At 70.6% G+C, this 23,117-nt stretch carries 17 protein-coding genes; 10 read left to right on the forward strand and 7 right to left on the reverse strand.

The window, feature by feature from the left end:
• Positions 1–39: 39 nt before the first annotated feature.
• Entirely contained in the window at positions 40–1,155 is a 1,116-nt protein-coding gene (locus ASC56_RS17500; protein ID WP_055492362.1) for a pyridoxal-phosphate dependent enzyme, read from the reverse strand.
• Positions 1,156–1,320: 165 nt separating this feature from the next.
• On the opposite strand from ASC56_RS17500, the gene ASC56_RS17505 reads away from it, so the two are divergent.
• The 6 genes from ASC56_RS17505 (at position 1,321) to ASC56_RS17530 (ending at position 8,713) form a co-directional block, all read left to right on the forward strand.
• Entirely contained in the window at positions 1,321–2,877 is a 1,557-nt protein-coding gene (locus tag ASC56_RS17505; protein WP_055492363.1) for a S8 family serine peptidase, read from the forward strand.
• A 327-nt stretch (positions 2,878–3,204) separates the two neighbouring features.
• The gene (locus tag ASC56_RS17510; protein ID WP_055492364.1) at positions 3,205–3,957 is read left to right on the forward strand and encodes a GntR family transcriptional regulator; all 753 of its coding nucleotides are present in this window, start codon (positions 3,205–3,207) and stop codon (positions 3,955–3,957) included.
• A 452-nt stretch (positions 3,958–4,409) separates the two neighbouring features.
• Positions 4,410–4,589 carry an SPOR domain-containing protein gene (locus tag ASC56_RS17515; RefSeq protein WP_055492365.1) on the forward strand — a complete coding sequence of 60 codons (180 nt, stop codon included), beginning with the start codon at positions 4,410–4,412 and terminating at the stop codon, positions 4,587–4,589.
• Positions 4,590–4,641: 52 nt separating this feature from the next.
• A complete protein-coding gene (locus tag ASC56_RS17520) occupies positions 4,642–5,040 on the forward strand; it encodes a (deoxy)nucleoside triphosphate pyrophosphohydrolase (protein WP_055492366.1) in 399 nt (132 codons plus the stop codon).
• 317 nt (positions 5,041–5,357) lie between these two features.
• Positions 5,358–5,816, forward strand: coding sequence for an ATP-binding protein (locus ASC56_RS17525; RefSeq protein ID WP_107309278.1), 459 nt, complete (start codon positions 5,358–5,360; stop codon positions 5,814–5,816).
• A 287-nt stretch (positions 5,817–6,103) separates the two neighbouring features.
• Positions 6,104–8,713, forward strand: a complete 2,610-nt coding sequence (locus tag ASC56_RS17530; RefSeq protein ID WP_055492563.1) for a SpoIIE family protein phosphatase — start codon at positions 6,104–6,106, stop codon at positions 8,711–8,713.
• Here the strand turns inward: ASC56_RS17530 and ASC56_RS17535 are convergent.
• Positions 8,700–10,397: a TPM domain-containing protein gene (locus ASC56_RS17535; RefSeq protein ID WP_234376998.1), complete on the reverse strand. Its 1,698-nt coding sequence runs from the start codon at positions 10,395–10,397 to the stop codon at positions 8,700–8,702. The two genes, ASC56_RS17530 and ASC56_RS17535, sit on opposite strands and share 14 nt — an antisense overlap.
• Positions 10,398–10,616: 219 nt before the next feature.
• On the opposite strand from ASC56_RS17535, the gene ASC56_RS17540 reads away from it, so the two are divergent.
• Positions 10,617–10,913, forward strand: coding sequence for a hypothetical protein (locus ASC56_RS17540; protein ID WP_159039671.1), 297 nt, complete (start codon positions 10,617–10,619; stop codon positions 10,911–10,913).
• Between the two features lie 183 nt (positions 10,914–11,096).
• Here the strand turns inward: ASC56_RS17540 and ASC56_RS17545 are convergent, their stop codons facing one another.
• Genes ASC56_RS17545 through ASC56_RS17560 form a run of 4 tightly spaced genes read right to left on the reverse strand, consistent with a single transcriptional unit; the run spans position 11,097 to position 15,015 of the window.
• Complete coding sequence (locus tag ASC56_RS17545) at positions 11,097–11,873, reverse strand: succinate dehydrogenase/fumarate reductase iron-sulfur subunit (protein ID WP_055492370.1); 777 nt, start codon at positions 11,871–11,873, stop codon at positions 11,097–11,099.
• Complete coding sequence (locus tag ASC56_RS17550; RefSeq protein WP_055492371.1) at positions 11,870–13,819, reverse strand: fumarate reductase/succinate dehydrogenase flavoprotein subunit; 1,950 nt, start codon at positions 13,817–13,819, stop codon at positions 11,870–11,872. Before ASC56_RS17550 ends, ASC56_RS17545 begins: the two co-directional genes overlap by 4 nt.
• A gap of 18 nt (positions 13,820–13,837) precedes the next feature.
• A complete protein-coding gene (locus ASC56_RS17555; RefSeq protein WP_055492372.1) occupies positions 13,838–14,671 on the reverse strand; it encodes a hypothetical protein in 834 nt (277 codons plus the stop codon).
• Positions 14,672–14,724: 53 nt separating this feature from the next.
• Positions 14,725–15,015, reverse strand: a complete 291-nt coding sequence (locus tag ASC56_RS17560; RefSeq protein WP_055492373.1) for a hypothetical protein — start codon at positions 15,013–15,015, stop codon at positions 14,725–14,727.
• 331 nt (positions 15,016–15,346) lie between these two features.
• Here ASC56_RS17560 and ASC56_RS17565 point away from each other — a divergent pair, with 331 nt between their 5' ends.
• Positions 15,347–17,464, forward strand: coding sequence for an ABC transporter family substrate-binding protein (locus tag ASC56_RS17565; RefSeq protein ID WP_055492374.1), 2,118 nt, complete (start codon positions 15,347–15,349; stop codon positions 17,462–17,464).
• Positions 17,465–17,675: 211 nt separating this feature from the next.
• Here the strand turns inward: ASC56_RS17565 and typA are convergent, their stop codons facing one another.
• The gene (typA, locus tag ASC56_RS17570) at positions 17,676–19,583 is read right to left on the reverse strand and encodes a translational GTPase TypA (protein WP_055492375.1); all 1,908 of its coding nucleotides are present in this window, start codon (positions 19,581–19,583) and stop codon (positions 17,676–17,678) included.
• A gap of 748 nt (positions 19,584–20,331) precedes the next feature.
• Here typA and ASC56_RS17575 point away from each other — a divergent pair.
• The gene (locus ASC56_RS17575; protein WP_055492376.1) at positions 20,332–21,981 is read left to right on the forward strand and encodes an ABC transporter substrate-binding protein; all 1,650 of its coding nucleotides are present in this window, start codon (positions 20,332–20,334) and stop codon (positions 21,979–21,981) included.
• Between the two features lie 193 nt (positions 21,982–22,174).
• Positions 22,175–23,101, forward strand: a complete 927-nt coding sequence (locus ASC56_RS17580) for an ABC transporter permease (RefSeq protein ID WP_055492377.1) — start codon at positions 22,175–22,177, stop codon at positions 23,099–23,101.
• Positions 23,102–23,117 lie beyond the last annotated feature (16 nt).

A 23,117-nucleotide genomic window follows, 5' to 3' on the forward strand; every position in this document is an offset into this window, starting at 1 on the left:
GGAACCCCGGCGAGCGGCTCGGCGCGCTGCTGCAAGACCTCAGGAGCCCGCCAGCCCCGTCTTCAGACCCGCCCCGCACAGCGGCACGGCCGCGCTGCGGCTTCCCAGCACCCCGTCCCGTACCGCCGCCCAGCACACCACCCCCGTGGACTCCACATACAGACCCCGGGACGCCAAGTCCAACTGGGCGTGGCGGATCTGGTCCTCCGTCACGGTGAGGAACCTGCCGCCCGAGTCGCGAACCGCGCGCAGGATCTGGCGGGCCCGGAGCGGGCGGGGGACCGCGATCGCCTCGGCGAAGGTCGGGCCCGTGCCGGTCGTGGGCGCGGTGTCCACCAGGTCGTCGGCGCCCTCCTCAAACGCGTGCGCGAGCGGCGCGACCGCCGCCGCCTGCACCGCGTACAGCGCCGGACGCCGGTCGAGCAGGCCCGCCGCGTACAGTTCGGCGACGGCGAGGGCCGCGCCCAGCAGCAGCGTGCCGTTGCCGACGGGCAGCACGAGCACGTCCGGCAGGCGACCCCCCAGGTCCTCCCACAGCTCGTGGGTGTACGTCTTAGTGCCGTGCAGGAAGTACGGGTTGAAGACGTGCGACGCGTAGAACACCTCCGGCTCGTCCGCCGCCTCGCGTGCCGCCCGCGCCGCCGCCTCGCGGTCGCCGTCGACCACCCGCACCCGCGCCCCGTGCGCCCGGATCTGCTCCAGCTTCTTGGTTGAGACGCCCTCGGGGACGTACACCGTGCACGGCAGCGCGGCCCGTGCGCAGTAGGCGGCGATCGCCGTGCCCGCGTTGCCGCTGCTGTCGGCGAGGACCTGCCGCGGACGCAGCCGCAGCGCCAGCTCGGCCAGCAGCACCGCGCCCCGGTCCTTGAAGGACAGCGTCGGCGTCAGGAAGTCGAGCTTGGTCCAGATGCCGTCCTTGAGCTCCACGAGCGGCGTACGGCCCTCGCCGAGGCTGACCGAGGGCGCGGCCAGCGGCAGCGTCTCGGCGTACCGCCACAGCGAGTTGACCCGTCCGGCAAGGGACTTCAGCGGCGCGGGGGTGGGGGCGAAGTCGAGGTCCAGAGGGCCGTGGCAGACGGGACAGCACCAGGCGAACGACTCCGCGGGCACGCGCGTTCCGTCCACCGGGCAGTAACGGTCCGGCAAAGGTGTCATACGGGCAGGGTAGTTGTCCGGTTGGTGGCGATATGTCATGATCGCGGCGCGGCGTCCGTGTTGTGTCCGTGCTCATCCCTCTGTCCGCCGTCCACCGCCCGCACCCGCACCGCCCCGCACCGCTCCGGGGCGCCACCAGCGCACCACCGATCAGGAGGACCTCGGATGGCAGTGATGCGGCAGGCCCAGCGACGACTGGCCGGGATCGGCGCGGCGGCCCTGGTCGCCGGGCTGGTCTCCGCCTTCACCGCGCACGCAGTGCCGGGTCCCGAGGGCCGGATCCAGTACGAGGGCGCGCCGAACGCCGTCGCCGACAGCTACATCGTCCTCCTCAGGACGGGCGTCACGGATGCGGACTCCGACCGGGGACGGGCCCTTGCCGCGAAGTACCACGCCACCATCGGGCGCACCTATGTGAAGGCGCTCAACGGATACGCGATCCACGCGGCCGAGGCCGACGCCAAACGGTTCGCCGCCGACCCGGCCGTCTCCTCCGTCGTCCAGAACCGTGTCGTGCACATCGACACGACCCAGAGCAACCCGCCCTCCTGGGGTCTGGACCGCATCGACCAGAAGCCCCTGCCGCTCAACGGCCGGTACACCTACCCCGACTCCGCGGGGCAGGGCGTGACCGCGTACATCATCGACACCGGCGTACGCATCACCCACACCGACTTCGGCGGCCGTGCCTCGTACGGCTACGACGCCGTCGACAACGACACCGTCGCGCAGGACGGCAACGGCCACGGCACGCATGTCGCGGGCACGGTCGCCGGCACCTCCTACGGCGTCGCCAAGAAGGCCAAGATCGTCGCCGTTCGCGTCCTCGACAACTCCGGCTCCGGGACCACCGACAAGGTCATCGCGGGCATCGACTGGGTGGCCCGGAACCGCAGTGGCCCGTCCGTGGCCAACATGTCCCTCGGCGGCACCGCCGACAGCGCGCTCGACACGGCCGTCCGCAACACCATCGCCTCCGGCGTCACCTTCGCGGTCGCGGCCGGGAACAGCAACGCCGACGCCTCCGGCTACTCGCCGGCCCGGGTGAAAGAGGCGATCACGGTCGGCGCCACCACGTCGAGTGACGCGCGGGCCAGTTACTCCAACTACGGCCCCACCCTCGACCTCTTCGCGCCGGGTTCCTCCATCAAGTCCACCTGGTACACCAGCGACACGGCGACCGCCACCCTGTCCGGTACGTCGATGGCGACTCCGCACGCGGCCGGCGCGGCGGCCCTCTATCTCGCGGACCACCCGGCGGCCAAGCCCGCGCAGGTCGCCTCCGCACTGACGAGCGCCGCGTCCGTCGGTGTGGTCACCGCCCCGGGAACCGGCTCCCCCAACCGGCTCCTCGACGTCGTCGGGGGCGCGGCGTCCCGGCCCCGCTTCGAGAACACCAAGAGCTACCCGATCAACGACAACTCCACCGTGGAGTCGCCGATCACGGTCACCGGGGTCTCCGGCAAAGCACCCTCGGCCCTCGGCGTCGAGGTGCACATCCGGCACACCTACATCGGGGACCTCAAGGTCGAGCTGATCGCGCCGGACGGTACCGCGTACCTGCTCAAGCCTTTCGGATCCGGCGGCGGGACGCAGAACATCGACACCACCTACACCGTGAACGCCTCGGCGAAGACGGCGAACGGCACCTGGAAGCTGAGGGTCACCGACAACGCGACGTTCGACACGGGGCAGATCAACTCCTGGGCGCTGCTGTTCTGATCAGGCGTCGCTGTTCCGATCGCACGAGCCGGGATCCCGGCACGACCGGTACCGAGGAGGCGGCATCGCGGGGCGGTCACTGCCCGCAAGGCTCTGGGCCCGGGCCCGTCCCCGTGGTCGCGCGGCGTGGATCGCGAGGAACCCTCCGGCGGGGTGGCGGAGGGCGGCGAACAGGTGTGACGGCGTCCATAGTGGGGAGAAAATGCCTGGGCAATGCCCCTGGGGGGCCTAGGTCATCACATCGAGTGATTCTCTGGCCCCTGCTTGCATGGCACAACCCACGGTTGCCACGCTGTTGCTGTCTGTACAAGCTGATGGGAGCGGCCAGTGACTTTCGGTGAGCAGCCGGCGTATCTGCGTGTCGCGGGTGATCTCCGCAAGAGGATCGTCGACGGATCGCTGCCACCGCACACCCGCCTCCCGTCCCAGGCCCGCATCCGCGAGGAGTACGGCGTCTCGGACACGGTCGCCCTGGAGGCGCGCAAGGTGCTCATGGCCGAGGGGCTGGTGGAGGGCCGCTCCGGATCGGGCACGTATGTCCGCGAGCGGCCGGTCCCGCGGCGGATCGCCCGCTCGGGGTTCCGTCCGGACAGCGGCGCCACCCCGTTCCGTCAGGAACAGGCGGACGCCACCGCGCGCGGCACCTGGGAGTCGCGCAGCGAACAGACGGAGGCGAGCGGCGCCATCGCCGAGCGGCTCGGTATCCACCCGGGCGACCGCGTGATGTGCACGAAGTACGTGTTCCGTGACGCGGGCGAGGCGATGATGCTCTCCACGTCGTGGGAGCCGCTCGCCCTGACCGGCCGCACCCCCGTGATGCTCCCCGAGGAGGGGCCGCTCGGCGGCATGGATGTCGTCGAGCGGATGGCGGCCATCGACGTGATCGTGGACAACGTCACGGAGGAGGTCGGTGCCCGCCCCGGCCTCGCGGAGGAACTGATGGCGCTGGGCGGTGTCCCCGGGCATGTGGTGCTGGTCATCCAGCGCACCTACTACGCCTCGGGCCGCCCGGTGGAAACGGCGGACGTGGTGGTCCCGGCGGACCGGTACCGCGTGGCGTACCACCTGCCGGTGAAGTAGCGGGGCGGCTCGCCCGCCTGCGTCCCCCCGAAGGGGAACCGGGAACGGCCCACGAGCGGGGTCCCCGGCGCGGCCGTGGGCGGGCTTCCGGGGGGCGGTCCGAACGCCCTTCCGAGCGCGGATCCCAGCCACCCTCCCCTCAACCAGCCCTTTCCTTCGGGAAGTTGCGCCGCACCTACCGCCAAGGGCAAGGCCCCCGCCCTCAGTTGCAATCCGGCCGTTCTCCGTTCTGCCCTCCGAGGGCGCTTCGCGCTGCTTCGGGTACGCCGGGGGCGCACTGAACGGCGCGTTCGACGGCGTGCGCTCCCTCCACCATGGCTGGTTGCGTACCTCTTTGTGAAAACGCGTATTCGCTGCGTGAAGGTAAGGCGTAGGCTCGGGCATATGCGCAGCGCGGTTTCCTTGGTGGGTGGGGCCCGGCGAGGGCCGGGGACGGGGAGTGGAGGGGTGCGATGAACGACAACACGGTCACTCTTCCCTGGCTCGTCATACGGCAGGACGACAACGGCAACCGCTATCGCGTGGGCAGGTACGCGACCCGCGCCGAGGCCCAGAAGATCGTGGACAGCCTCGACGACCGCGGCCACAAGCAGCTGTACTGGGTCGAACGCATAGGGCACCACGGCAAGTGAGGGCTCGGGACCGGGCATGTGATCCGTCGCGCACTCCCGTAGGCTCCGGCGCATGACGCAACCGATCGTGGTGGTCGGGGCTGCCGTGCTGAGCGCCGGCCGCCTTCTGGCCGCCCGCCGCAGCGCGCCCCCGGAGCTCGCCGGACGCTGGGAGCTGCCCGGCGGCAAGGTGGAGCCCGGCGAGGCCCCCGAGCACGCTCTCGTGCGCGAGCTGCGCGAGGAACTGGGCGTGACGGCGGAGCCCGTCGAGCGCGTACCGGGGGAGTGGCCCCTGAAGCCGGGGTACGTTCTGCGCGTCTGGGTGGCGCACCTCCTCGACGGGACCCCCGAGCCCCTGGAGGACCACGACCAACTGCGCTGGCTGACTCCCGATGAGATCTGGGACGTGGACTGGCTCGGTCAGGACGTGGCGGCGGTCAAGGCCGTGCTGGCCCGGTGGAAGCGGTCCTGACCTCCTTCCGGCCGAGTGTGATCCGTGGCGGGATCCGTGCCGAACGTGCGGAATTCGATCCCGGGGAAGCCGTGCGGAATACATGGAATCGGTAAAACCTGTGTCGGCGTCGTGCGCGGTACGCCACGGCGCCCGGCCGGAATTCCCCGCATGCGACGTGCGGGAAGGGCCGCGGCCGGACCTCGGGGACGCGGTCCGGCGAGCAGGTAAGGCCTGCGAATGGTGTGTCGCATGGTGTTCCAGGGACTGGCGCCCCATACGCCGTTCGTGCCACAGTGCGCCCCAGTGCGCGGTAAGGCGCTACGGATATCGGGTATGTGCCCATTAAGCCCGCGAAACCGGACGTGGGTGGGCTTCTGGCCTGGGAAGTGATCGGCGTGCTCGACACCCAAGGCGAAAGCGCCGAGTGGACGTTCCCCGCAGACCCCGGTGCGGTACGGACCGCTCGCGCCGTCGTCCGGGGCCAGCTGCGCACCTGGGGGCTTGCGGAGCTCGGGGACGTCGCCGCGCTGCTGGTCAGCGAGCTGGTGACCAACTCCCTGCGCCATGCGGCGGGTCCCATCGGCGTCCGTCTCGTCCGCACCGCCCACCCCGCCCCCTGCTTGCTCGTCGAGGTCACCGACCCGCTTCCCGACCCGCCCCGTGCGCGCACCGCCGGCCATGACGACGAGGACGGCCGCGGACTCCAGCTGGTCGCCCATGCCGCACGCCGCTGGGGTACCCGGCCGGCGAACTCGGGCAAGGCGGTCTGGTTCGAACTGGCGGTTCCCGGCTGACGGCGAGCCCGCGGTTCACGGCCGAGGATGGCCGGACGGGGTGCGCGGCTCACGGGGGGGCGCACGGTGACCGAATGGATCACGCCAGGGGTGACGGGAGCAGTCTTTGGTTCGACCGGGCATCACCTGGTTAGAAGACTGGGAGTATGACCCGGCCGGTCCAAAAAGCATCGGGACCGTGCTGTGATCGTGAACACCGTGTTGTGCGGCACCGTAGTGCTGGATACTGCGGGCAGCCGCCCCCGGTGACCGGTGCCGGACGCGGTGAGCTGGAGGGGACGGTTCGCGTGAGCGAGATACCAGCGAAGGCCACGGAGTCCGAGGACCCGTCGGACGGCGCGAGGGGTGGGGCCGCGGCCGAATTCGCCGCGGCCACCGACCCGCGCGACACGACGAGCGGCATGGTGTGGCAGAGCAGTCCGCCCGGCTCCATCTACGACTACATCAAGGTCGCCTCGTTCTCCCTCGGCCCGGACGGGCATGTCGACCAGTGGAGCCTGCGGGCCGAGCAGATCTTCGGCATTCCCGCCGAGCGGGCCGTCGGCATGGACCCCATCGAGGCGTTCGTCGCCCCGGCGTTGCGTGAGCGCGGCCAGCGCAAGATGGCCGAGATCCTGGACGGCCGGGAGTGGACGGGCGTGATCCCCTTCCGGCTGCCCGATCCGGGGAGGACCGAGGGAGTTGCCGAGGTCTATGTGATGCCGACCACCACGCAGGACGGCGAACGGGCCGCCGTGTGCATCATCGTCGACGTCCGCACGCTACGGAGCATCGAAACCGACCTCGCCGCCTCCCAGGCGATATTCGGTCAATCTCCTTTCGGCTTCCTGCTGATCGACGCCGAGCTGCGGGTACGGCGCGCCAACCAGCGGTTCGCCGCCACGTTCGGGGGCACCCCCGACGACCACCGTGGGCGTTCCGTGCACGACTATCTGCCGTCCCCGGAGGCCGAGCGCGTCGCCGCGACGCTGCGACGCGTCCTGGAGACCGGCGAGTCGATCACGGACATGCACGTGACGGGCTTCGTCCCCGGCTCAGACGAGCGCAAGCACTGGTCCGTCAACCTCTACCGCGTGCACAGCGGCAGCGGCCGTCCCATCGGCGTCGCGTGGCTCGGCACCGACATCACCGCCCGTCGCGCCGCCGCCCGCGAGGCCGCCGCCGCCCGCCGCAACCTCGCCCTCCTGAACGAGGCCGGTGCCCGCATAGGCAACTCCCTCGACCTGGAGACCACCGCGCGCGAACTCCTCGACGTGGTCGTCCCCGGCTTCTGCGACCTCGCCACCGTCGACCTCTACCAGGGGCTCCTGGTCGGCGACGAGACCCCGCCGGGCCTCGCCGACGGCAGCGCCGAGCTGCGTCGGGTCGCGTTCTCCAGCGCGGTCGCGGACGCGCCGTTCGCCGGTGGCCCAGCGCCCGTCGCCGTCGGCGCCGTCCACCACTTCTCCTTCAACTCGCCCTGCGCGGACGCCCTGCGCACGGCCCGGCCCCGGCACATCCCCCCGGAGGACGGTGGCCTGATCCAGTCGACGCTCGCGGTGCCGATGGTCGCGCACGACACCGTGGTCGGCCTCGCCCAGTTCTCCCGTACGAAGGGCAGCGAGCCGTTCGGGGAGCGCGACCGCGCCCTCGGCGTGGAACTGGCCGCGCGCGCCGCGGTCTGCATCGACAACGCGCGCCTGTACCGCCGGGAACACGAACGGGCTCTGATACTGCAACGGTCCCTGCTGCCGCCGGGCGACCCGGAGGCCTCCGGTCTGGACATCGCCTGCCGCTATATGCCGGGCAACGCGGCCACCGGGCGGCCGAGCGAGGTCGGCGGCGACTGGTTCGACGTCATCGAACTGCCCGGCCACCGCACGGCGTTGGTCGTCGGAGACGTCATGGGACGCGGTCTGCGCGCCGCCGTCGCGATGGGTGAACTCCGCACGGCCGTACGGACCCTGGCGCAGCTCGACCTCGAACCGGCCGAAGTCCTGGCCCAGCTGGACGAGATCGCGCGCGGCCTCGGCGCCCCCGGCGGCATCCAGCAGGCCACCCGCGCCGCCCGCCGGCCTCGCGAGGCGGACCTGTCCGAGGTGTACCTCGCGACCTGTGTGTACGCGGTGTACGACTCGGTGACACGGCGCTGCACCTTCGCCAACGCCGGGCATCTGCCGCCGGTGCTCGTCGAGCCGGGTGAGGCCGCGCTGATGCTGGACGTGCCGCCCGGGATGCCACTGGGCGTGGGCGGAGAGCCGTTCGAGGAGGTGGAGGTCGAACTCCCGGAGGGCGCGCTGCTCGCGCTGTACACGGACGGTCTCGTCGAGTCCCGCGACCATCCGCTGGACGAGGGACTGCAGGCGTTCGTAGGAGCGCTCACCGACCCCTCCCAGCCGTTGGAGGACGTCTGCGACCACGTGCTCAACACCCTCGACTCGCATCACGGCGAGGACGACATCGCCTTGCTGATGGCACGGGTGCAGGGGCTGCCGGCCGAGTCCGTCGGCGACTGGACTCTGCCGCGGGAGCCGCGGAGCGTGGGCCGGGCCCGGGAGTACGCGCGCGGCCAGCTGCTCAGCTGGGACCTGGAGCCGCTGGTGGACACCACGGAGCTGCTGGTCAGCGAGCTCGTCACCAACGCCCTGCGGTACGGCGAGGGCGAGATACGACTGCGGTTGCTGCTCGACCGGACGCTGGTGTGCGAGGTGTGGGACTCGGGTCTGGTCCAGCCGCGCCGCCGCCGCGCCCGGGACACGGACGAGGGGGGCCGCGGGCTGCAACTGGTCGGGCTGCTCTCCGCGGCCTGGGGCTCCCGCCGTACGCCGCGCGGCAAGACCGTGTGGTTCGAACTGCCGCTGCCCGGCGGCGAGAACGGGATCGCGGACCCGGCGGAGGCGCTGCTCAGTCTGTTCTAGCCGGGGGCCGCGGGCCCGTGCCCCGCGGTGCCTCCGGGTGCGGGGCGTCGGCCTGCGCGGGCCGGAACAGTTCGCCGCCGTCCCTTCGGCCCCGCGTGCCCGGTCCGCCGTAGCTCGCGGGGCCGCCGTCGCCCGGGTACCCCGGGGGACCGCCGCTCGGGTGCGGGGCGTCGAGCAGGATGCCGCCGAGTACGGCGCCGCCCGTCCAGAGGCCTTCGCCGTACGGCGTCCCGTACGCCCTTGCGTCCCGCTCCGCCAACTGGCGGGCCCCCCGGGCGAGCGCATCGGCCTCCCGCGCGTCCGCGAGGGCCTCGGCCGGCGCCGGCACGGGGGGCGCGTCCGTGTTCTCCGCCTCGCGCAGCCGCCGCTCCGCCTCCGCGAGCAGCGTCCTCGCCTCGCAGCCGACGACCCCGCGGTGCGTCGTCACATGGTCCGCCGCGGCACCGACGGCACCGCGGGCGACGAGGAGGGCCCGTTCGAGCCGCCGAAGGGCACGCGGCCCGCCCGGGCCCCGCCCCAACGCCCGGTCCAGCCCCACAGCCACCTGCTCGATCCGCCGCAACGCCCCCACCGGATCACATCGCCCCGATGCCTCCGCGACCCCCGCCCCACCTTCCCCCGCCGCTCCGCCGCCGCTGTCCGCGCGGGTGGTCCGCCCGCCCCCCGTCCCGCTGTCCGAGGCCGCCTCGTCCCGTACCACCCCCGCGGCCCCCATCTCACCCCGCACCTCCGCCACCACCGACTCCCCGTACGCGATCCGGCCCCGCAGGTCGGCCCGGGCGGACCCCGCCTCCAGCTGCGCGTGGGCCTCCGTCAGGTCGGTCTCCGTGTCGGTCAGGGCCGTGGGGAGGCGGGCCATGGCGGTGGTCAGGGCCGAGGCGAGACGGGCGATGCCGGTGACCAGGACCGCGGCCTGGTCGACGGCCGCCTCCGCGGCGCGCAGGTGGACCACCGCCCGGGCCGTCTCGTCCTCCTCCAGGGCCCGGCCCGCCCGGTGGAGGCAGGCCGTGGCGAAGGCCAGCCGGTCCTTGGCCTGTTCGTCGTGGCCCGCCACCGGCAGATACGCGGACAGGGCGTAGCGCTCACGCAGCCAGTCGAGCGTGTCGTCCGCGTCCGCGACCCGCCCCGCCACCTCCTCGAACCGCGTCTCGGCAAGCTCCAGCGCCTCCCGCGCGGTCCGCTCCAGCGCCCGCGTCTGGTCGAACCCGGCCGCCTCCGCGTCCAGCCGCCGCCCGGCCGCCCCGCACCGCGCCACGATCTCGTCGAGCAGCACCCGCGTGTCGCCCTCCCCGTCGTCGAGCCGACGCCGGACCCGCAACGCCGCCGCCAGCTCCGCCGCGGCGAACTCCACCGCGTCCGCATGGCCCCGTACCGCGTCCTCTCCCAACTGCGCGGCGGCCCAGCCCAGTTCCTCCCGGCTCGTGCGCACCCAGTCGTCGGCCTCGACGAGCAACCGCCGGGCCCTGCGGTCGAGTTCGTCGAGCGGTACGACCGTGGGCGCCCGCCCGCCCGGCGTCGTGCGCGTGGCCGCCCGCAGCCTTCGCCGCACCGAGGCGTACGCCGCCACGGCAACGGCGGCGACCACGGCGACCAGCGGCAGCACCAGATCGCCGGTGGACGTCCGCCCGGTCCCGGCCGCCACCGCCGCCACTGCGACCACCGGGGCCAACGCCGCCCCGCACACGACAGACACCCTCCGCACGGCTGGGTGCGCGACGGCCCGGCGCGGCCGGCGTCGACGGTGGGGCGGCGTCACATTTCGGAGCGTATGGCCGATGGCGCGGCCCCGCGACCGGTGTGCGCCTGATACGGCAGGACTCCCAGCGGATCCATGGAGGGGGTGGATCTGGTCGTCCCCGGCGGGCGGTGCCATCATCGGGGGCACCACATCACGGGGGTTTCCATGCACGTCATCTCACTGGTCGCCGTGTCGGTGATCCTGGTCCTCTATGCCGTCGCGGGCGTCATGGCCCTGACGACCGGCCGGATCCTGCCGTTTCCGCGGGGTCGTGTGCTACGGCCGCGCCTGTGGGGCTCCGGCGCCCTGGTGAGCTGTGCGGGGGTGGCGCTGTTGAGGTTCGGCTCCCCGGCGCGCGACACGGCCACCGCCGTTGCCGTCTTCGCGGTCGGGATGGTGGTGTTCGTCTCGGGGGCGGTGCTGCAGCTCCTCGGCCAGCGCGTCGGCCGCACCTCCGCATGACGCCCGCCCGCGCGCCCCTCACCGGCGACGCCCGGGCCTCCCTGACAGGACCACGGGCACGAGCCGGCCGCAGACCCGCGCCCCCACTGCGAGACGCTCGTAAGGGACCGGGACCGGGACCGGGACCGGGCGCGGGAGCCGGCTCCGTGCGCGGGATCGCCGAGTACGGCCTCGGACGGACGCTCAGCCTCCTGAAGGACGCCTCCTGATCTTCGACCCCAGCCAGACCAGCGGGTCGTACTTGCGGTCGATCGCCCGCTCCTTCAACGGGATCAGGGCGTTGTCCGTGATCTTGATCCCCTCTGGGCACACCTCGGTACAGCACTTGGTGATGTTGCAGTAACCGAGGCCGTGCGCGTCCTGGGCCGTGCGCTTGCGGTCCAGGCCCGTCTCCTGCGCCGCGTCCAGGGGGTGCATGTCCAGTTCCGCCACCCGCATCAGGAAGCGCGGACCCGCGAACACCTGCTTGTTCTCCTCGTGATCGCGCACCACATGACATGTGTCCTGGCACAGGAAACACTCGATGCACTTGCGGAACTCCTGCGAGCGGTCCACGTCCTCCTGCATCATCCGGTACTCGCCGGGGCCCAGGCCGGGGGGCGGCACGAAGGACGGGATCTCGCGTGCCTTGCGGTAGTTGAAGCCCACGTCCGTCACCAGGTCGCGGATCACCGGGAAGGCCCGCAGGGGCGTCACCGTGATCGTCTCGTCCCGGCCGAACACCGACATCCGCGTCATGCACATCAGTCGCGGCCGCCCGTTGATCTCCGCCGAGCACGAACCGCACTTGCCCGCCTTGCAGTTCCAGCGCACGGCGAGGTCGGGCGTCTGGGTGGCCTGGAGGCGGTGGATGATGTCCAGGACCACCTCGCCGTCGTTGACCTCGACCTTGAAGTCCTCCAGGCCGCCGCCCTGCGTATCGCCCCGCCACACCTTGAAGCGGGCTTCGTAGCTGCTCACTCGTACAGCTCCTCTTCGGCGAGGTACTTGACCAGCTCCTCCTTCTCGAAGAGGGCGAGCAGGTCGGGGCGGATGGGTTCGGTGGTCTCGGCGCTGAGGGTGATCTGGCCGCGGACCGGGTCGGTCGCCGCGAGGCCGCCGGTGGGGTCGGTGAGCCGGCACAGCAGATTGATCCGGCGCCATGCACGGTCCATCGCGGGGCAGTCCTCGCGCGTGTGTCCGCCGCGCGACTCCGTGCGTTCCAGGGCGGCCCGTGCCACGCACTCGCTGACCAGCAGCATGTTCCGCAGGTCCAGGGCGAGGTGCCAACCCGGGTTGAACTGCCGGTGTCCCTCGACGCCGGCCCGGCGCGCCCGTACCCGCAGCTCCGCGAGCTTCTTCAGCGCCTGCTGCATCTCCGCCTCGCGGCGGATGATGCCGACCAGGTCGTTCATCGTCTGCTGAAGCTCCTGGTGGAGGGTGTACGGGTTCTCGGGCGGGCGGCTCGGCTCCTGGACCTCCTCACCGGGCGCCGGTCCCTCGGCCGAGAACGGGCGCAGGGCTTCCGCCGCCGCGGTGTCCACCTGGATGTCGTCCACCGCGGGGCGCCGCGCCAGTCCCATGGCGTACTCCGCCGCGTGCAGACCGGCCCGCCGCCCGAACACCAGCAGGTCGGAGAGCGAATTGCCGCCCAGGCGGTTGGAGCCGTGCATTCCGCCGGCCACCTCTCCGGCCGCGTACAGCCCCGTGACGCCGCGGGCCGCCGCCGTGTCCGAGTCGACCGCGATGCCGCCCATCACGTAGTGGCAGGTCGGGCCGACCTCCATCGCCTCGGCGGTGATGTCGACGTCCGCCAGCTCCTTGAACTGGTGGTACATGGACGGTAGCCGGCGCCGGATGACCTCGGCCGGCATACGCGTCGACACATCGAGGAAGACACCGCCGTGCGGGGAGCCATGGCCCGCCTTCACCTCGGCGTTGATCGCGCGCGCGACCTCGTCACGGGGGAGCAGCTCGGGTGGGCGGCGGTTGTTGTCCGGGTCGTCGTACCAGCGGTCGGCCTCATCCTCCGACTGGGCGTACTTCTCCTTGAAGACGTCGGGAATGTAGTCGAACATGAACCGCTTGCCCTCGGAGTTCCTGAGGACCCCGCCGTCTCCGCGCACCGACTCGGTGACGAGGATGCCCTTCACCGACGGCGGCCAGACCATGCCCGTCGGATGGAACTGCACGAACTCCATGTTCAGCAGCGGCGCCCCGGCGAGCAGGGCCAGCGCGTGCCCGTCGCCCGTGTACTCCCACGAGTTCGACGTGACCTTGAAGGACTTGCCGATGCCGCCCGTCGCGATCACCACGGCGGGTGCTTCGAGGACGAAGAAGCGGCCGGACTCGCGCTCGTAGCCGAATACCCCGGACACCCGGTCGCCGTCCTTCAGCACCCGGGTGACGGTGCACTCCTGGAAGACCTTCAGCCGGGACTCGTAGTCCCCGGTCTCCTCCTTGTCCTCCTGCTGGAGCGCCACCACCTTCTGCTGGAGCGTGCGGATCAGCTCGAGGCCGGTACGGTCGCCGACGTGGGCGAGGCGTGGGTACTCGTGGCCGCCGAAGTTGCGCTGCGAGATACGGCCGTCCTTCGTGCGGTCGAAGAGGGCGCCCCAGGTCTCCAGCTCCCAGACGCGGTCGGGCGCCTCGCGCGCGTGCAACTCGGCCATTCGCCACTGGTTGAGGAACTTCCCGCCCCGCATGGTGTCGCGGAAGTGCACCTGCCAGTTGTCGTGCGGATTGGCGTTGCCCATCGCCGCCGCGATGCCGCCCTCCGCCATCACCGTGTGCGCCTTGCCGAACAGCGACTTGCAGATCACCGCCGTACGGGCGCCCCGCTCGCGCGCCTCGATGGCCGCCCTGAGGCCCGCGCCCCCGGCGCCGACCACGACGACGTCCCACTCCTGTCGCTCCACCACGGTCATCACAAGGCCCCACTCAATCTAGAAGAAGCGCGGATCGTCGAAGGCGCCGGACGCCACCAGGTACACGTAGAAGTCGGCGAGGGCCACGCTGACCAGGGACGCCCAGGCCAGCAGCATGTGACGCGCGTTCAGCCTGCTGACGAACTGCCACGCCCGGTAGCGCACGGGATGCTTGGAGAAGTGCCTGAGCCGGCCCGCGACGATGTGCCGGCAGGAGTGGCAGGAGAGGGTGTACGCCCAGATCAGGGCGATGTTCACCAGGAAGACCAGCGTGCCCAGGCCCATATGGCCCCAGTGGTAGTGCTGGTCCCGGAAGGCGAGCACGGTGTCGTACGTGAGGACGCCCGCCACGAGGATCGCCGCGTAGAAGAAGTACCGGTGGATGTTCTGCAGGACCAGTGGGAAGCGGGTCTCACCGGTGTACTTCCGGTGTGGCTCCGCCACCGCACAGGCCGGGGGCGACAGCCAGAAGCCGCGGTAGTAGGCCTTGCGGTAGTAGTAGCAGGTCAGCCGGAAGCCCAGCGGGAAGATCAGGATGATGATCGCCGGGGAGATGGCCCACCAGCTGCCGAAGAGGTCGGCGTTGGGCCCCGCGTGCATGGTCCGGCACCGCTCCGCCAGGCAGGGCGAGTAGAACGGCGAGACGTAGGGCGCCGCGTAGTAGTCCGCATCGGCGAAGGCGCGCCAGGTCGAGTACACGACGAAGGCCAGCAGTCCCGCCGCGGTGGCGGCCGGGGCCAGCCACCAGCGGTCGGTCCGCAGATGCGAAGCGGCGATGGCGGCACGCGCACCCGTCCGCACGCCGCCGGGAGGATGGGGTTGTGTGTCGGGAGGTTCCGTACCAGTGGCCAAGGAAAGCGCACCTCTCTGTTGTCGGCTCGTCCGCCTCCGGGGCCTTCGGGGGGTCAGGGGGCGTGCCGGTCGCGGGCGCCGAGACCCTCGTCGTCCGAGTCCGTCCACAGCGTGTTGTCGTAGGGCGCGTCGGAGATCGTGACGAGATCCGGACGCCGGGGCGAGGCATGGACGGAGGCCGCCTCTCGCAGCAGCGCCACGCTCTCGCGCAGATGGTCGGCGTCGGTGCGGACGCGGCGTATGTCGAGCCCGCCGCTGCCGATCTGCTGCTCCAGGCGTCCGACCGACCGGTACAGGTCGTCGAGGCACCGCTGAACTGATGTCAGTTCGTCGTATACGGACATGACATGACCTCGTTTCCATGGGCCCGAGGCCCCAGGTGGCAACGTTCATGCGCCTGCGAGTGTTGCGCGTCACAGCAGCCGGTGTGAAGGGACGTGCAGGGATTGGCCGACGCGTGTCGATGTGTGCGGGTGCGTATTCGAATTCCTGCCCCGTGGGGCCGGGCACCGGTTACGCCGCACGGGTGGCGTTCCCAGGGTCGTCGACGTGTCGCCGCATACCGCTGAACCCTTTCCTCTTCAGTGGGCTCATACATTCTGATCAGCTCCAAATACTCCCAAACCGGATCATAACGCCCGACGATCCGCGGAGCGCCCCCCGGAGGTAGACGTGATGTCCCACGACGGCGTCGGACCGCGCGCGGTGCTGCGCTCGGTCGCATTCCTCACCGCGGGAGCCCTCGCGGTCACCGCGCTGGCCGCCTGCGGCTCCGAGGAGAAGCCCAGCCGGCCGATCGCCGCGCAGGACATCGCACCGGCCGCACGCGACCTCGTCGCCGACGGCGGAACCCTGCACTGGGCCGTCGACGCCGTGCCCGAGACCCTGAACACCTTCCAGGCCGACGCCGACACCGCGACCGCCCGTATCGCCGGGGCCGTCCTGCCCTCGATGTTCCGGCTCGACGCCAACGGACGGCCGCAGGGCAACCCGGACTACCTCGAATCCGCCAAAGTGGTGTCGACCGAGCCCAAGCAAGTGGTCGTCTACCGCCTCAACCAGCAGGCCGTCTGGAGCGACGGCCGGGAGATCGGCGCCGACGACTTCGCCGCGCAGTGGCGCGCCCTCTCCGGCAGGGAGAGCGCGTACTGGACCGCGCGCAACGCCGGCTACGACCGCATCGAGAAGGTCGAGCGGGGCGCGAACAACCTTGAGGTCAAGGTCACCTTCGGCAAGCCGTACGCCGACTGGAAGTCGCTGTTCTCGCCGCTGTACCCGAAGGACGTCACGGGCACCCCGGGCGGCTTCAACGACGGAGCGAGGCGGGAGCTCAAGGTCACGGCCGGCCCGTTCTCGCTCCAGACGGTCGACCACAAGGACGGCAGCGTCACCCTCACCCGCAATCCGCGCTGGTGGGGGCACCCCGCCAAGCTCTCCGAGATCGTGCTCGTGGCCGTGCCGCGCGACAAGCGGGCCGCCGCGCTCGCCGACGGGAAGATCGACATGGCGGAGATCGACCCGGAGGAGGCCCAGCGGGTCACGCCGGCCGCCCGTGACAAGGGCGGCAGCACCCCCTTCCAGGGGCCCTCCGCCGATGCCGGGCGGGGCGGCGGCACGGGCGCGCCGGGCGCCCAGGAACAACAGGTGCCGGCCGGCTTCGCGATCCGCAAGTCCCTGGAACCCGCCTACACACAGCTCGCCCTGAACGGCTCCCGGGGCCCGCTCGCCGACGAGCGCGTGCGCCAGGCCGTGGCGCGCGCCCTCGACCGCGCCCAGCTGGCCGGACTGGTCCTCAAGCCGCTCGGGCTGCCCGCCGTGCCGGTCGGCAGCCATCTGGCGCTGTCCGGACAGGACGCGTACGCCGACAACAGCGGTGCGCTCGGCAAACAGGACACCGGTCAGGCACATGCGTTGCTGAGCGAGGCGGGCTGGGTGGCCGGCGGGTCGGTCAAGGAGCAGAAGAAGGGCGCGGCCGGCCCCCAGAGCCGGGAGTCGGCCGGCTCGGGCGACGACGGGACGTACATCGTCGGCGGGGACAACAAGGCGCCCGGGCGGCAGGACCCCGGGGACCACTCGGACAAGCACGACGGGCGGGACCCCGACGAGCGGGCGGGCAAGCACATCGACGGTGGGTTCCAGCAGGAGGGCGGCCGGCCCGGCGGAGCGCCGGGGGCGTACGCGCCCAAGGGCACCGCCGCTCCGGGAGGTGCCGCGGCCGGGGTGCTCGCCAAGGACGGCAAGCCGCTGCTGCTGCGGTTCGTGCTGCCGTCCGGGCCGGGCTCGCAGTCCCTGCGGACCGTCGGCGACCGCATCTCCCGCATGCTGGAGAAGATCGGGATCCGCACGGAGATCACCAAGGTCGCCGACGACACCTACTTCAAGGACCACGTCGCGTCCGGGGACTACGACCTGGCCCTGTACTCATGGCCCGCCTCCGCGTTCCCCGCGACCGACGCCCGGCCGATCTACGCCAAGCCGGTGCCGGCGGCGGACGGCTCGCTGAGCGTCGAGCAGAACTACACCAGGGTCGGCACCGACCAGGTGGACCAGCTGTTCGCCCAGGCGATCGCCACACTGGACGAGGACGAGGAGCGGGACCTGGTGCGCAAGGCGGACGCCCGCATCTGGGCCACCGCGGCCTCGATCCCGCTCTACCAGCGCCCCCAGCTCATTGCGGCCCGCACCGGCCTGGTCAACGCGGGAGCCTTCGGCTTCCAGACCCCGGGCTACGAGGACATCGGCTTCCTCAAGAAGGGCGCCCATCCGTCGGCGAGCCCGTCACAAACGCCCTAGTGCTGTGGCCGGAAAGGTTTGCCGGGCGTCGCGAGCCGGTGAACCTTTCCGGTCGCAGCACTAGCCGGAGAAGAGAGGCGGGCGGGCCTCGTCCAGGAGGCCCGCCCGCGGGAAGACGTCTGTCTCGCGGGCGGGCCTCGTCCAGGAGGCCCGCCCGCGGGAAGACGTCTGTCTCGGCGCGCCGCGACGGGTATCGCGGCGCGCGTCGGCGTCAGCTGTGCTTGGCGCGGCTGGCGGCGCGGGCGCGCTCGCGCTGGTCGAGGACGACCTTGCGGATGCGCACGGCCTCGGGGGTCACCTCGACGCACTCGTCGTCGCGGCAGAACTCCAGGGACTGCTCCAGCGACAGCTTGCGCGGCGGCACGATCGACTCGGCGATGTCCGCCGTGGCCGACCGGATGTTGGTGAGCTTCTTCTCCTTGGTGATGTTGACGTCCATGTCGTCGGAGCGGGAGTTCTCACCGACGATCATGCCCTCGTACACCTCGGTGCCCGGCTCCACGAAGAGCGTGCCGCGCTCCTGCAGGTTCGTCATCGCGAACGCGGTGACGGAGCCGGAGCGGTCGGCCACCAGCGAGCCGTTGTTACGGGTCTGGAGGGGGCCGAACCAGGGCTCGTGGCCCTCGTGGATGGAGTGGGCGATGCCCGTGCCGCGGGTGCCCGTGAGGAACTCGGTACGGAAGCCGATGAGACCGCGCGAGGGCACCACGAACTCCATGCGGACCCAGCCGGAGCCGTGGTTGGACATGTTGTCCATGCGGCCCTTGCGGACGCCCATGAGCTGGGTGACCGCGCCCATGTGCTCCTCGGGCACGTCGATCGTCATGCGCTCGACCGGCTCGTGCACCTTGCCGTCGACCTCCTTGGTGACGACCTGCGGCTTGCCGACCGTCAGCTCGTAGCCCTCACGGCGCATGGTCTCGACCAGGATGGCGAGCGCCAGCTCACCACGGCCCTGGACCTCCCAGGCGTCCGGCCGCTCGGTGTCCAGGACCCGCAGAGAGACGTTGCCGATCATCTCGCGGTCGAGGCGGTCCTTGACCTGCCGGGCGGTGACCTTGCGGTCCTTCACGGCGGCCTTCGCGTTGGCGCCCTTGCCGGTGCCGCCCTTGCCGACCAGCGGCGAGGTGTTCGTACCGATGACCATGGAGATCGCGGGCTCGTCGACCGTGATCAGCGGGAGGGCGACCGGGTTCTCCGGGTCGGCCAGGGTCTCGCCGATCATGATGTCGGGGATGCCGGCGACGGCACAGATGTCACCCGGGCCGGCCTTCTCGGCGGGCTTGCGGGTGAGCGCCTCGGTCATCATCAGCTCGGAGATGCGCACGTTGCCGACGCTGCCGTCACGCTTGATCCAGGCGACCGTCTGGCCCTTGCGCAGTTCGCCCTGCTCGACGCGGAGCAGCGCGATACGGCCGAGGAAGTTGTCGGCGTCCAGGTTGGTGACGTGCGCCTGGAGCGGGGCGTCCTCGTCGTAGACCGGGGCCGGGATGTGCTCAAGGATCGTGGAGAAGAACGGCTCCAGGCTGTCGCTGTCGGCCGGGACCGTACCGTCCTCGGGCTTGGTGAGGGAGGCGATGCCGTCGCGGCCGCAGGCGTAGACGATCGGGAACTCGATCTGGTCCTCGTCCGCGTCGAGGTCCAGGAACAGGTCGTACGCCTCGTTCACGACCTCGTCGATACGGGCGTCGGGCCGGTCCGTCTTGTTGATGCACAGGATGACGGGCAGCCGGGCCTGCAGCGCCTTGCGCAGCACGAAGCGGGTCTGCGGGAGCGGGCCCTCGGACGCGTCGACGAGCAGGACGACACCGTCGACCATCGACAGACCGCGCTCGACCTCGCCGCCGAAGTCGGCGTGTCCGGGGGTGTCGATGATGTTGATGGTGATGGGGTCCCCGCCGTCCTTCGGGTGATACTTCACCGCGGTGTTCTTGGCGAGGATCGTGATGCCCTTCTCACGCTCCAGGTCGTTCGAGTCCATGACGCGGTCGTCGACCTGGTCGAGCTGGTGGGCGGCGAAGGCACCGGCCTGCTTCAGCATGCCGTCGACGATGGTCGTCTTGCCGTGGTCGACGTGGGCGACGATGGCGACGTTGCGGATGTCGTGGCGCGTTGCCATGGTGTGGCGTACTCCCGGAGTGGTGAGGACGGCCTGCGCGTACGTCTGTGTTACGCGGGCCCTGCCGGGCTGAACATGCCACGGCCTCACCCCATGGTACGGGGTGCCCAGGAGACAGCGCCTCCGCGAGCCTCACGGGCCCGGGGCGCGGGATGTCCGAGAGGTGCCCGTCCGCGGTCCGGCCGGGCCGCGGAAGTGCCGCCCGGACCCGGGCGGGCCCCGGCTGAGTGATCATGAGCCGGCTCCGGAGGAGCCGATGCAGGGTTATCCCTATAGCACGGTTCGAGGGTCCTGTTCGCCCGCTTCCGTGCCCTTGCGGCGCTAAGGTTGCCGGAATGTGCGGTCGCCGCCCGAGTGATCTGTCGCGGTTCGTCCCGCTCCTGGTGTCGAGAACAGCTCTCCACCGTTGAGCGCAACCGGTTTTACGTGATCTTGTCCGCTCTCCGGACACTGCGCACCGATAGTTGTGTAACAAGTCCGTTTCGCAGGGATCTTTCGTCAAACCGTTTGTCCGGATTTTGGAAGAAGTAGGCGACAGGTGTGATCGAACCGAGACCTTGGGGGTGTGGTTCGGTCATGGCCCATGGCAGATAGTTAGGCGCGTAGAGCTCGGGTCAACGAGTCATGCGCTGCAGGAGGCGCCGACTCACGAGCGTGCGGCTGCACTTGACCTTCCCCGTTCTTCTTGTCCGTGGGATGTCGTGTGCTCCGTCTTGCGGTGAACAACAGGACTCATGAGGAGGAACCCATGCGCGGTGCCAAGAGCGCCAAGTGGGTCGCGGGGACGATAGTCATTGCCCTTGCGGCGACTGCCTGCGGTGGCAGCGACAGCGGCAGCGGCGGCGGCAGTGGCTCCGCCAAGGCCGGTGGCACCTTCAGGATGGGCATCACCGAGCCGGTGGCCATCGACCCCTACAACGCACAGGAGTCCGAGGGCACGCTGGTCGCGTCCAACCTCTTCACGGGGCTGTACCTGCCGACCGCGGACGGCCAGGTCGTTCCCGCGCTGGCCACCTCCAAGGAGGTCAGCGCCGACGGCAAGACGTGGACCTTCAAGATCAAGCAGGGCACCAAGTTCACCAACGGCGAGCCGGTGAACGCCGAGGCCTTCATCCGTGGCTGGAACCGTGTGGCGCAGAAGTCGGCCGCGTCCGACGTGGCCTACCACCTGGCCGGCATCGCGGGCTTCGACCAGGTCCAGGCGGGCAAGGCGACGAGCCTGTCCGGGCTCAGTGCGCCGGACCCGTACACCCTCCAGGTGAAGCTCTCCGCCGCGGACTTCGAGTTCTACATCAAGACCACGCACACGGTCTTCAGCCCCGTTCCCAAGGTCGCGGGCGACGCCAAGAACAAGACGTACAACGAAGCTCCCATCGGCAACGGGCCCTTCAAGATGCAGGGCAAGTGGGAGCACAACAAGTCGATCACCATGGTCCGCAACGACGACTACGGTCTGACCAAGGCTCATCTGGACAAGGTGCAGGTCGACATCCTGAACTCCAACAACGGCGTCACGCTGGAGTACCAGGGCTTCGAGTCGGGTCAGTACGACTGGGCCCGTATGCCCACCCCGCAGCTGCCGGCCGCCAAGGCCAAGTACGACGCGCAGGGTGAGTGGATCGCGCAGGACACCAACGGTATGAACTACCTCCTGCCGGTCACCGACAACGGCCCGCTGAAGGACGTGAAGGCGCGCCAGGCGGTCTCGTACGCGATCGACCGGGACGCCATCATCAAGGGCGTCTTCCAGGGCATGCAGACCAAGTCGACGACGATCCTGCCGCCCGTCTTCAAGGACGTGTACCAGAAGGACCTGTGCGCCACCTGCGTCAAGCAGGACAAGGCCAAGGCCAAGCAGCTCGCCGCCGAGGGCGGTCTGAAGCCGGGCAGCACCATCCAGGTCGCCTACAACACCGGCGCGGGCCACGAGGAGTGGATCCAGGCCGTCAAGCAGCAGCTCGAGGACGTCCTCGGCGTCAAGGTGCAGAGCGTCGGCAAGCCGTTCGCCGAGCTGCTGGCCGATGAGCAGAAGGCGGGCGCCTCGGGTCTGTACCGCTACGCCTGGGGTGCGGACTACCCGACGCCGGACAACTACCTGTACCCGCTGCTCGACACCGCGTCCATCAACAAGGACGCGTCGGGCAAGGTCACGGGTGACAACCGCGCCCGTTACAGCAACAAGGCGTTCGACGACCTGGTGGCCAAGGCCCGCGCGACCAAGGACCAGGCCGGCCGCAACGCGCTGTACAAGCAGGCCGAGAAGGTCGCCCTGGACGACCAGGCCCTGATCCCGCTGTGGAACCGAACCCAGCTGCGTCTCGCCAACACCAAGAAGTTCGCCAACATCAAGCTGGACTTCCACGAGGACCCGAACCTCGCTGAGATCAGCCTGAAGTAATCGGGTGCCGCGGTGCCGCGGCGTCTGGCGACCGGGGGCCGTGGGGTGCCGAGTTCGACTCGGCGGCCACGGCCCTCGACGACCGTCGGGAGTGGTGCGATCCGCCCTCCCGTCCCCCTACCCCCCACCACCCCCACCAACTCTGGGGTGGGGGAGCTGCTCAGGAAGCGGCAGCTAGGCAGAGAGGCAAGTCATGGGAAGGTATGTGGTCCGCAGGCTGGGCCAGCTGGTCGTGGTCGTGCTCGGCGCGACCATGATTCTGTTCGCCTGCCTGTTCGTGCTCCCCGGTGACCCGGTGGGGCAGATCGCGGGCAGCGACAAGGCACGCGATCCGGCCGTGATCGAGCAGCTGCACAAGCAGTACGGGCTGGACAAGCCCTTGGTCGTGCAGTACGGCAACTACGTGGGCAAGCTCGTGACGGGTGATCTCGGCGAGGACTACACGCAGAGCCGGCCGGTCTCGGAGATCCTGATGCCCAAGCTGGGCAACACGGCGAAGCTGGCCGTCGCGGCGATCGTGGTCGACATCGTCATCGGCATCTCCGTCGGCGTGGTGGCGGCGATGCGCAGATACTCGATCTGGGACGTGTCGGCGACCTTCGTGACCACACTGGCCATCGGCGTACCTGCCTTCGTGCTCGGCATGCTGATGCAGCGGTTCTTCGTCGTGGAACTGAACTGGTTCCCGCTGATCGCCGACGACAGCTTCAAGTCGATGGTGCTTCCGGCCGTGACCCTGGCGATCATCGACGCCGCCCTCGTCGCCCAGCTGGCCCGGAGCACGATGCTCGAGGTGCTGCGGGCCGACTACGTCAAGACGGCCGTGGCCAAGGGGCTTTCGCGCCGGACGGTCCTCTTCCGTCACATCCTGCGGAACTCGGTCATTCCGGTGATCACCTACCTGGGCATCTCCTTCGGCACGCTGCTCGGCGGCGCGATCATCACGGAGACGATCTTCAACTGGAACGGCATCGGGCTCGCGCTGATCCAGGCGATCCAGCAGAACAACAACCCCATCATCGTGGGTGTGGTGACGATCAGCGTGGCGGTCTTCGTCCTGCTGAACCTGGTCGTCGACCTGCTGTACGCCGTCCTCGACCCGCGTATCCGCCTTTCCTGACCCGCAAGGTTCGTCC

Source organism: Streptomyces sp. TP-A0356, assembly GCF_001417775.1.
Taxonomy (GTDB): domain Bacteria; phylum Actinomycetota; class Actinomycetes; order Streptomycetales; family Streptomycetaceae; genus Streptomyces.

Coding starts and splice junctions, on each gene's coding strand:
- ASC56_RS17565 (WP_055492374.1), top strand. CDS start 15,347: ATGTCCCACGACGGCGTCGGACCGCGCGCGGTGCTGCGCTCGGTCGCA.
- ASC56_RS17505 (WP_055492363.1), top strand. CDS start 1,321: ATGGCAGTGATGCGGCAGGCCCAGCGACGACTGGCCGGGATCGGCGCG.
- ASC56_RS17575 (WP_055492376.1), top strand. CDS start 20,332: ATGCGCGGTGCCAAGAGCGCCAAGTGGGTCGCGGGGACGATAGTCATT.
- ASC56_RS17500 (WP_055492362.1), bottom strand. CDS start 1,155: ATGACACCTTTGCCGGACCGTTACTGCCCGGTGGACGGAACGCGCGTG.
- typA (WP_055492375.1), bottom strand. CDS start 19,583: ATGGCAACGCGCCACGACATCCGCAACGTCGCCATCGTCGCCCACGTC.
- ASC56_RS17520 (WP_055492366.1), top strand. CDS start 4,642: ATGACGCAACCGATCGTGGTGGTCGGGGCTGCCGTGCTGAGCGCCGGC.
- ASC56_RS17550 (WP_055492371.1), bottom strand. CDS start 13,819: ATGACCGTGGTGGAGCGACAGGAGTGGGACGTCGTCGTGGTCGGCGCC.
- ASC56_RS17580 (WP_055492377.1), top strand. CDS start 22,175: ATGGGAAGGTATGTGGTCCGCAGGCTGGGCCAGCTGGTCGTGGTCGTG.
- ASC56_RS17540 (WP_159039671.1), top strand. CDS start 10,617: ATGCACGTCATCTCACTGGTCGCCGTGTCGGTGATCCTGGTCCTCTAT.
- ASC56_RS17560 (WP_055492373.1), bottom strand. CDS start 15,015: ATGTCCGTATACGACGAACTGACATCAGTTCAGCGGTGCCTCGACGAC.
- ASC56_RS17515 (WP_055492365.1), top strand. CDS start 4,410: ATGAACGACAACACGGTCACTCTTCCCTGGCTCGTCATACGGCAGGAC.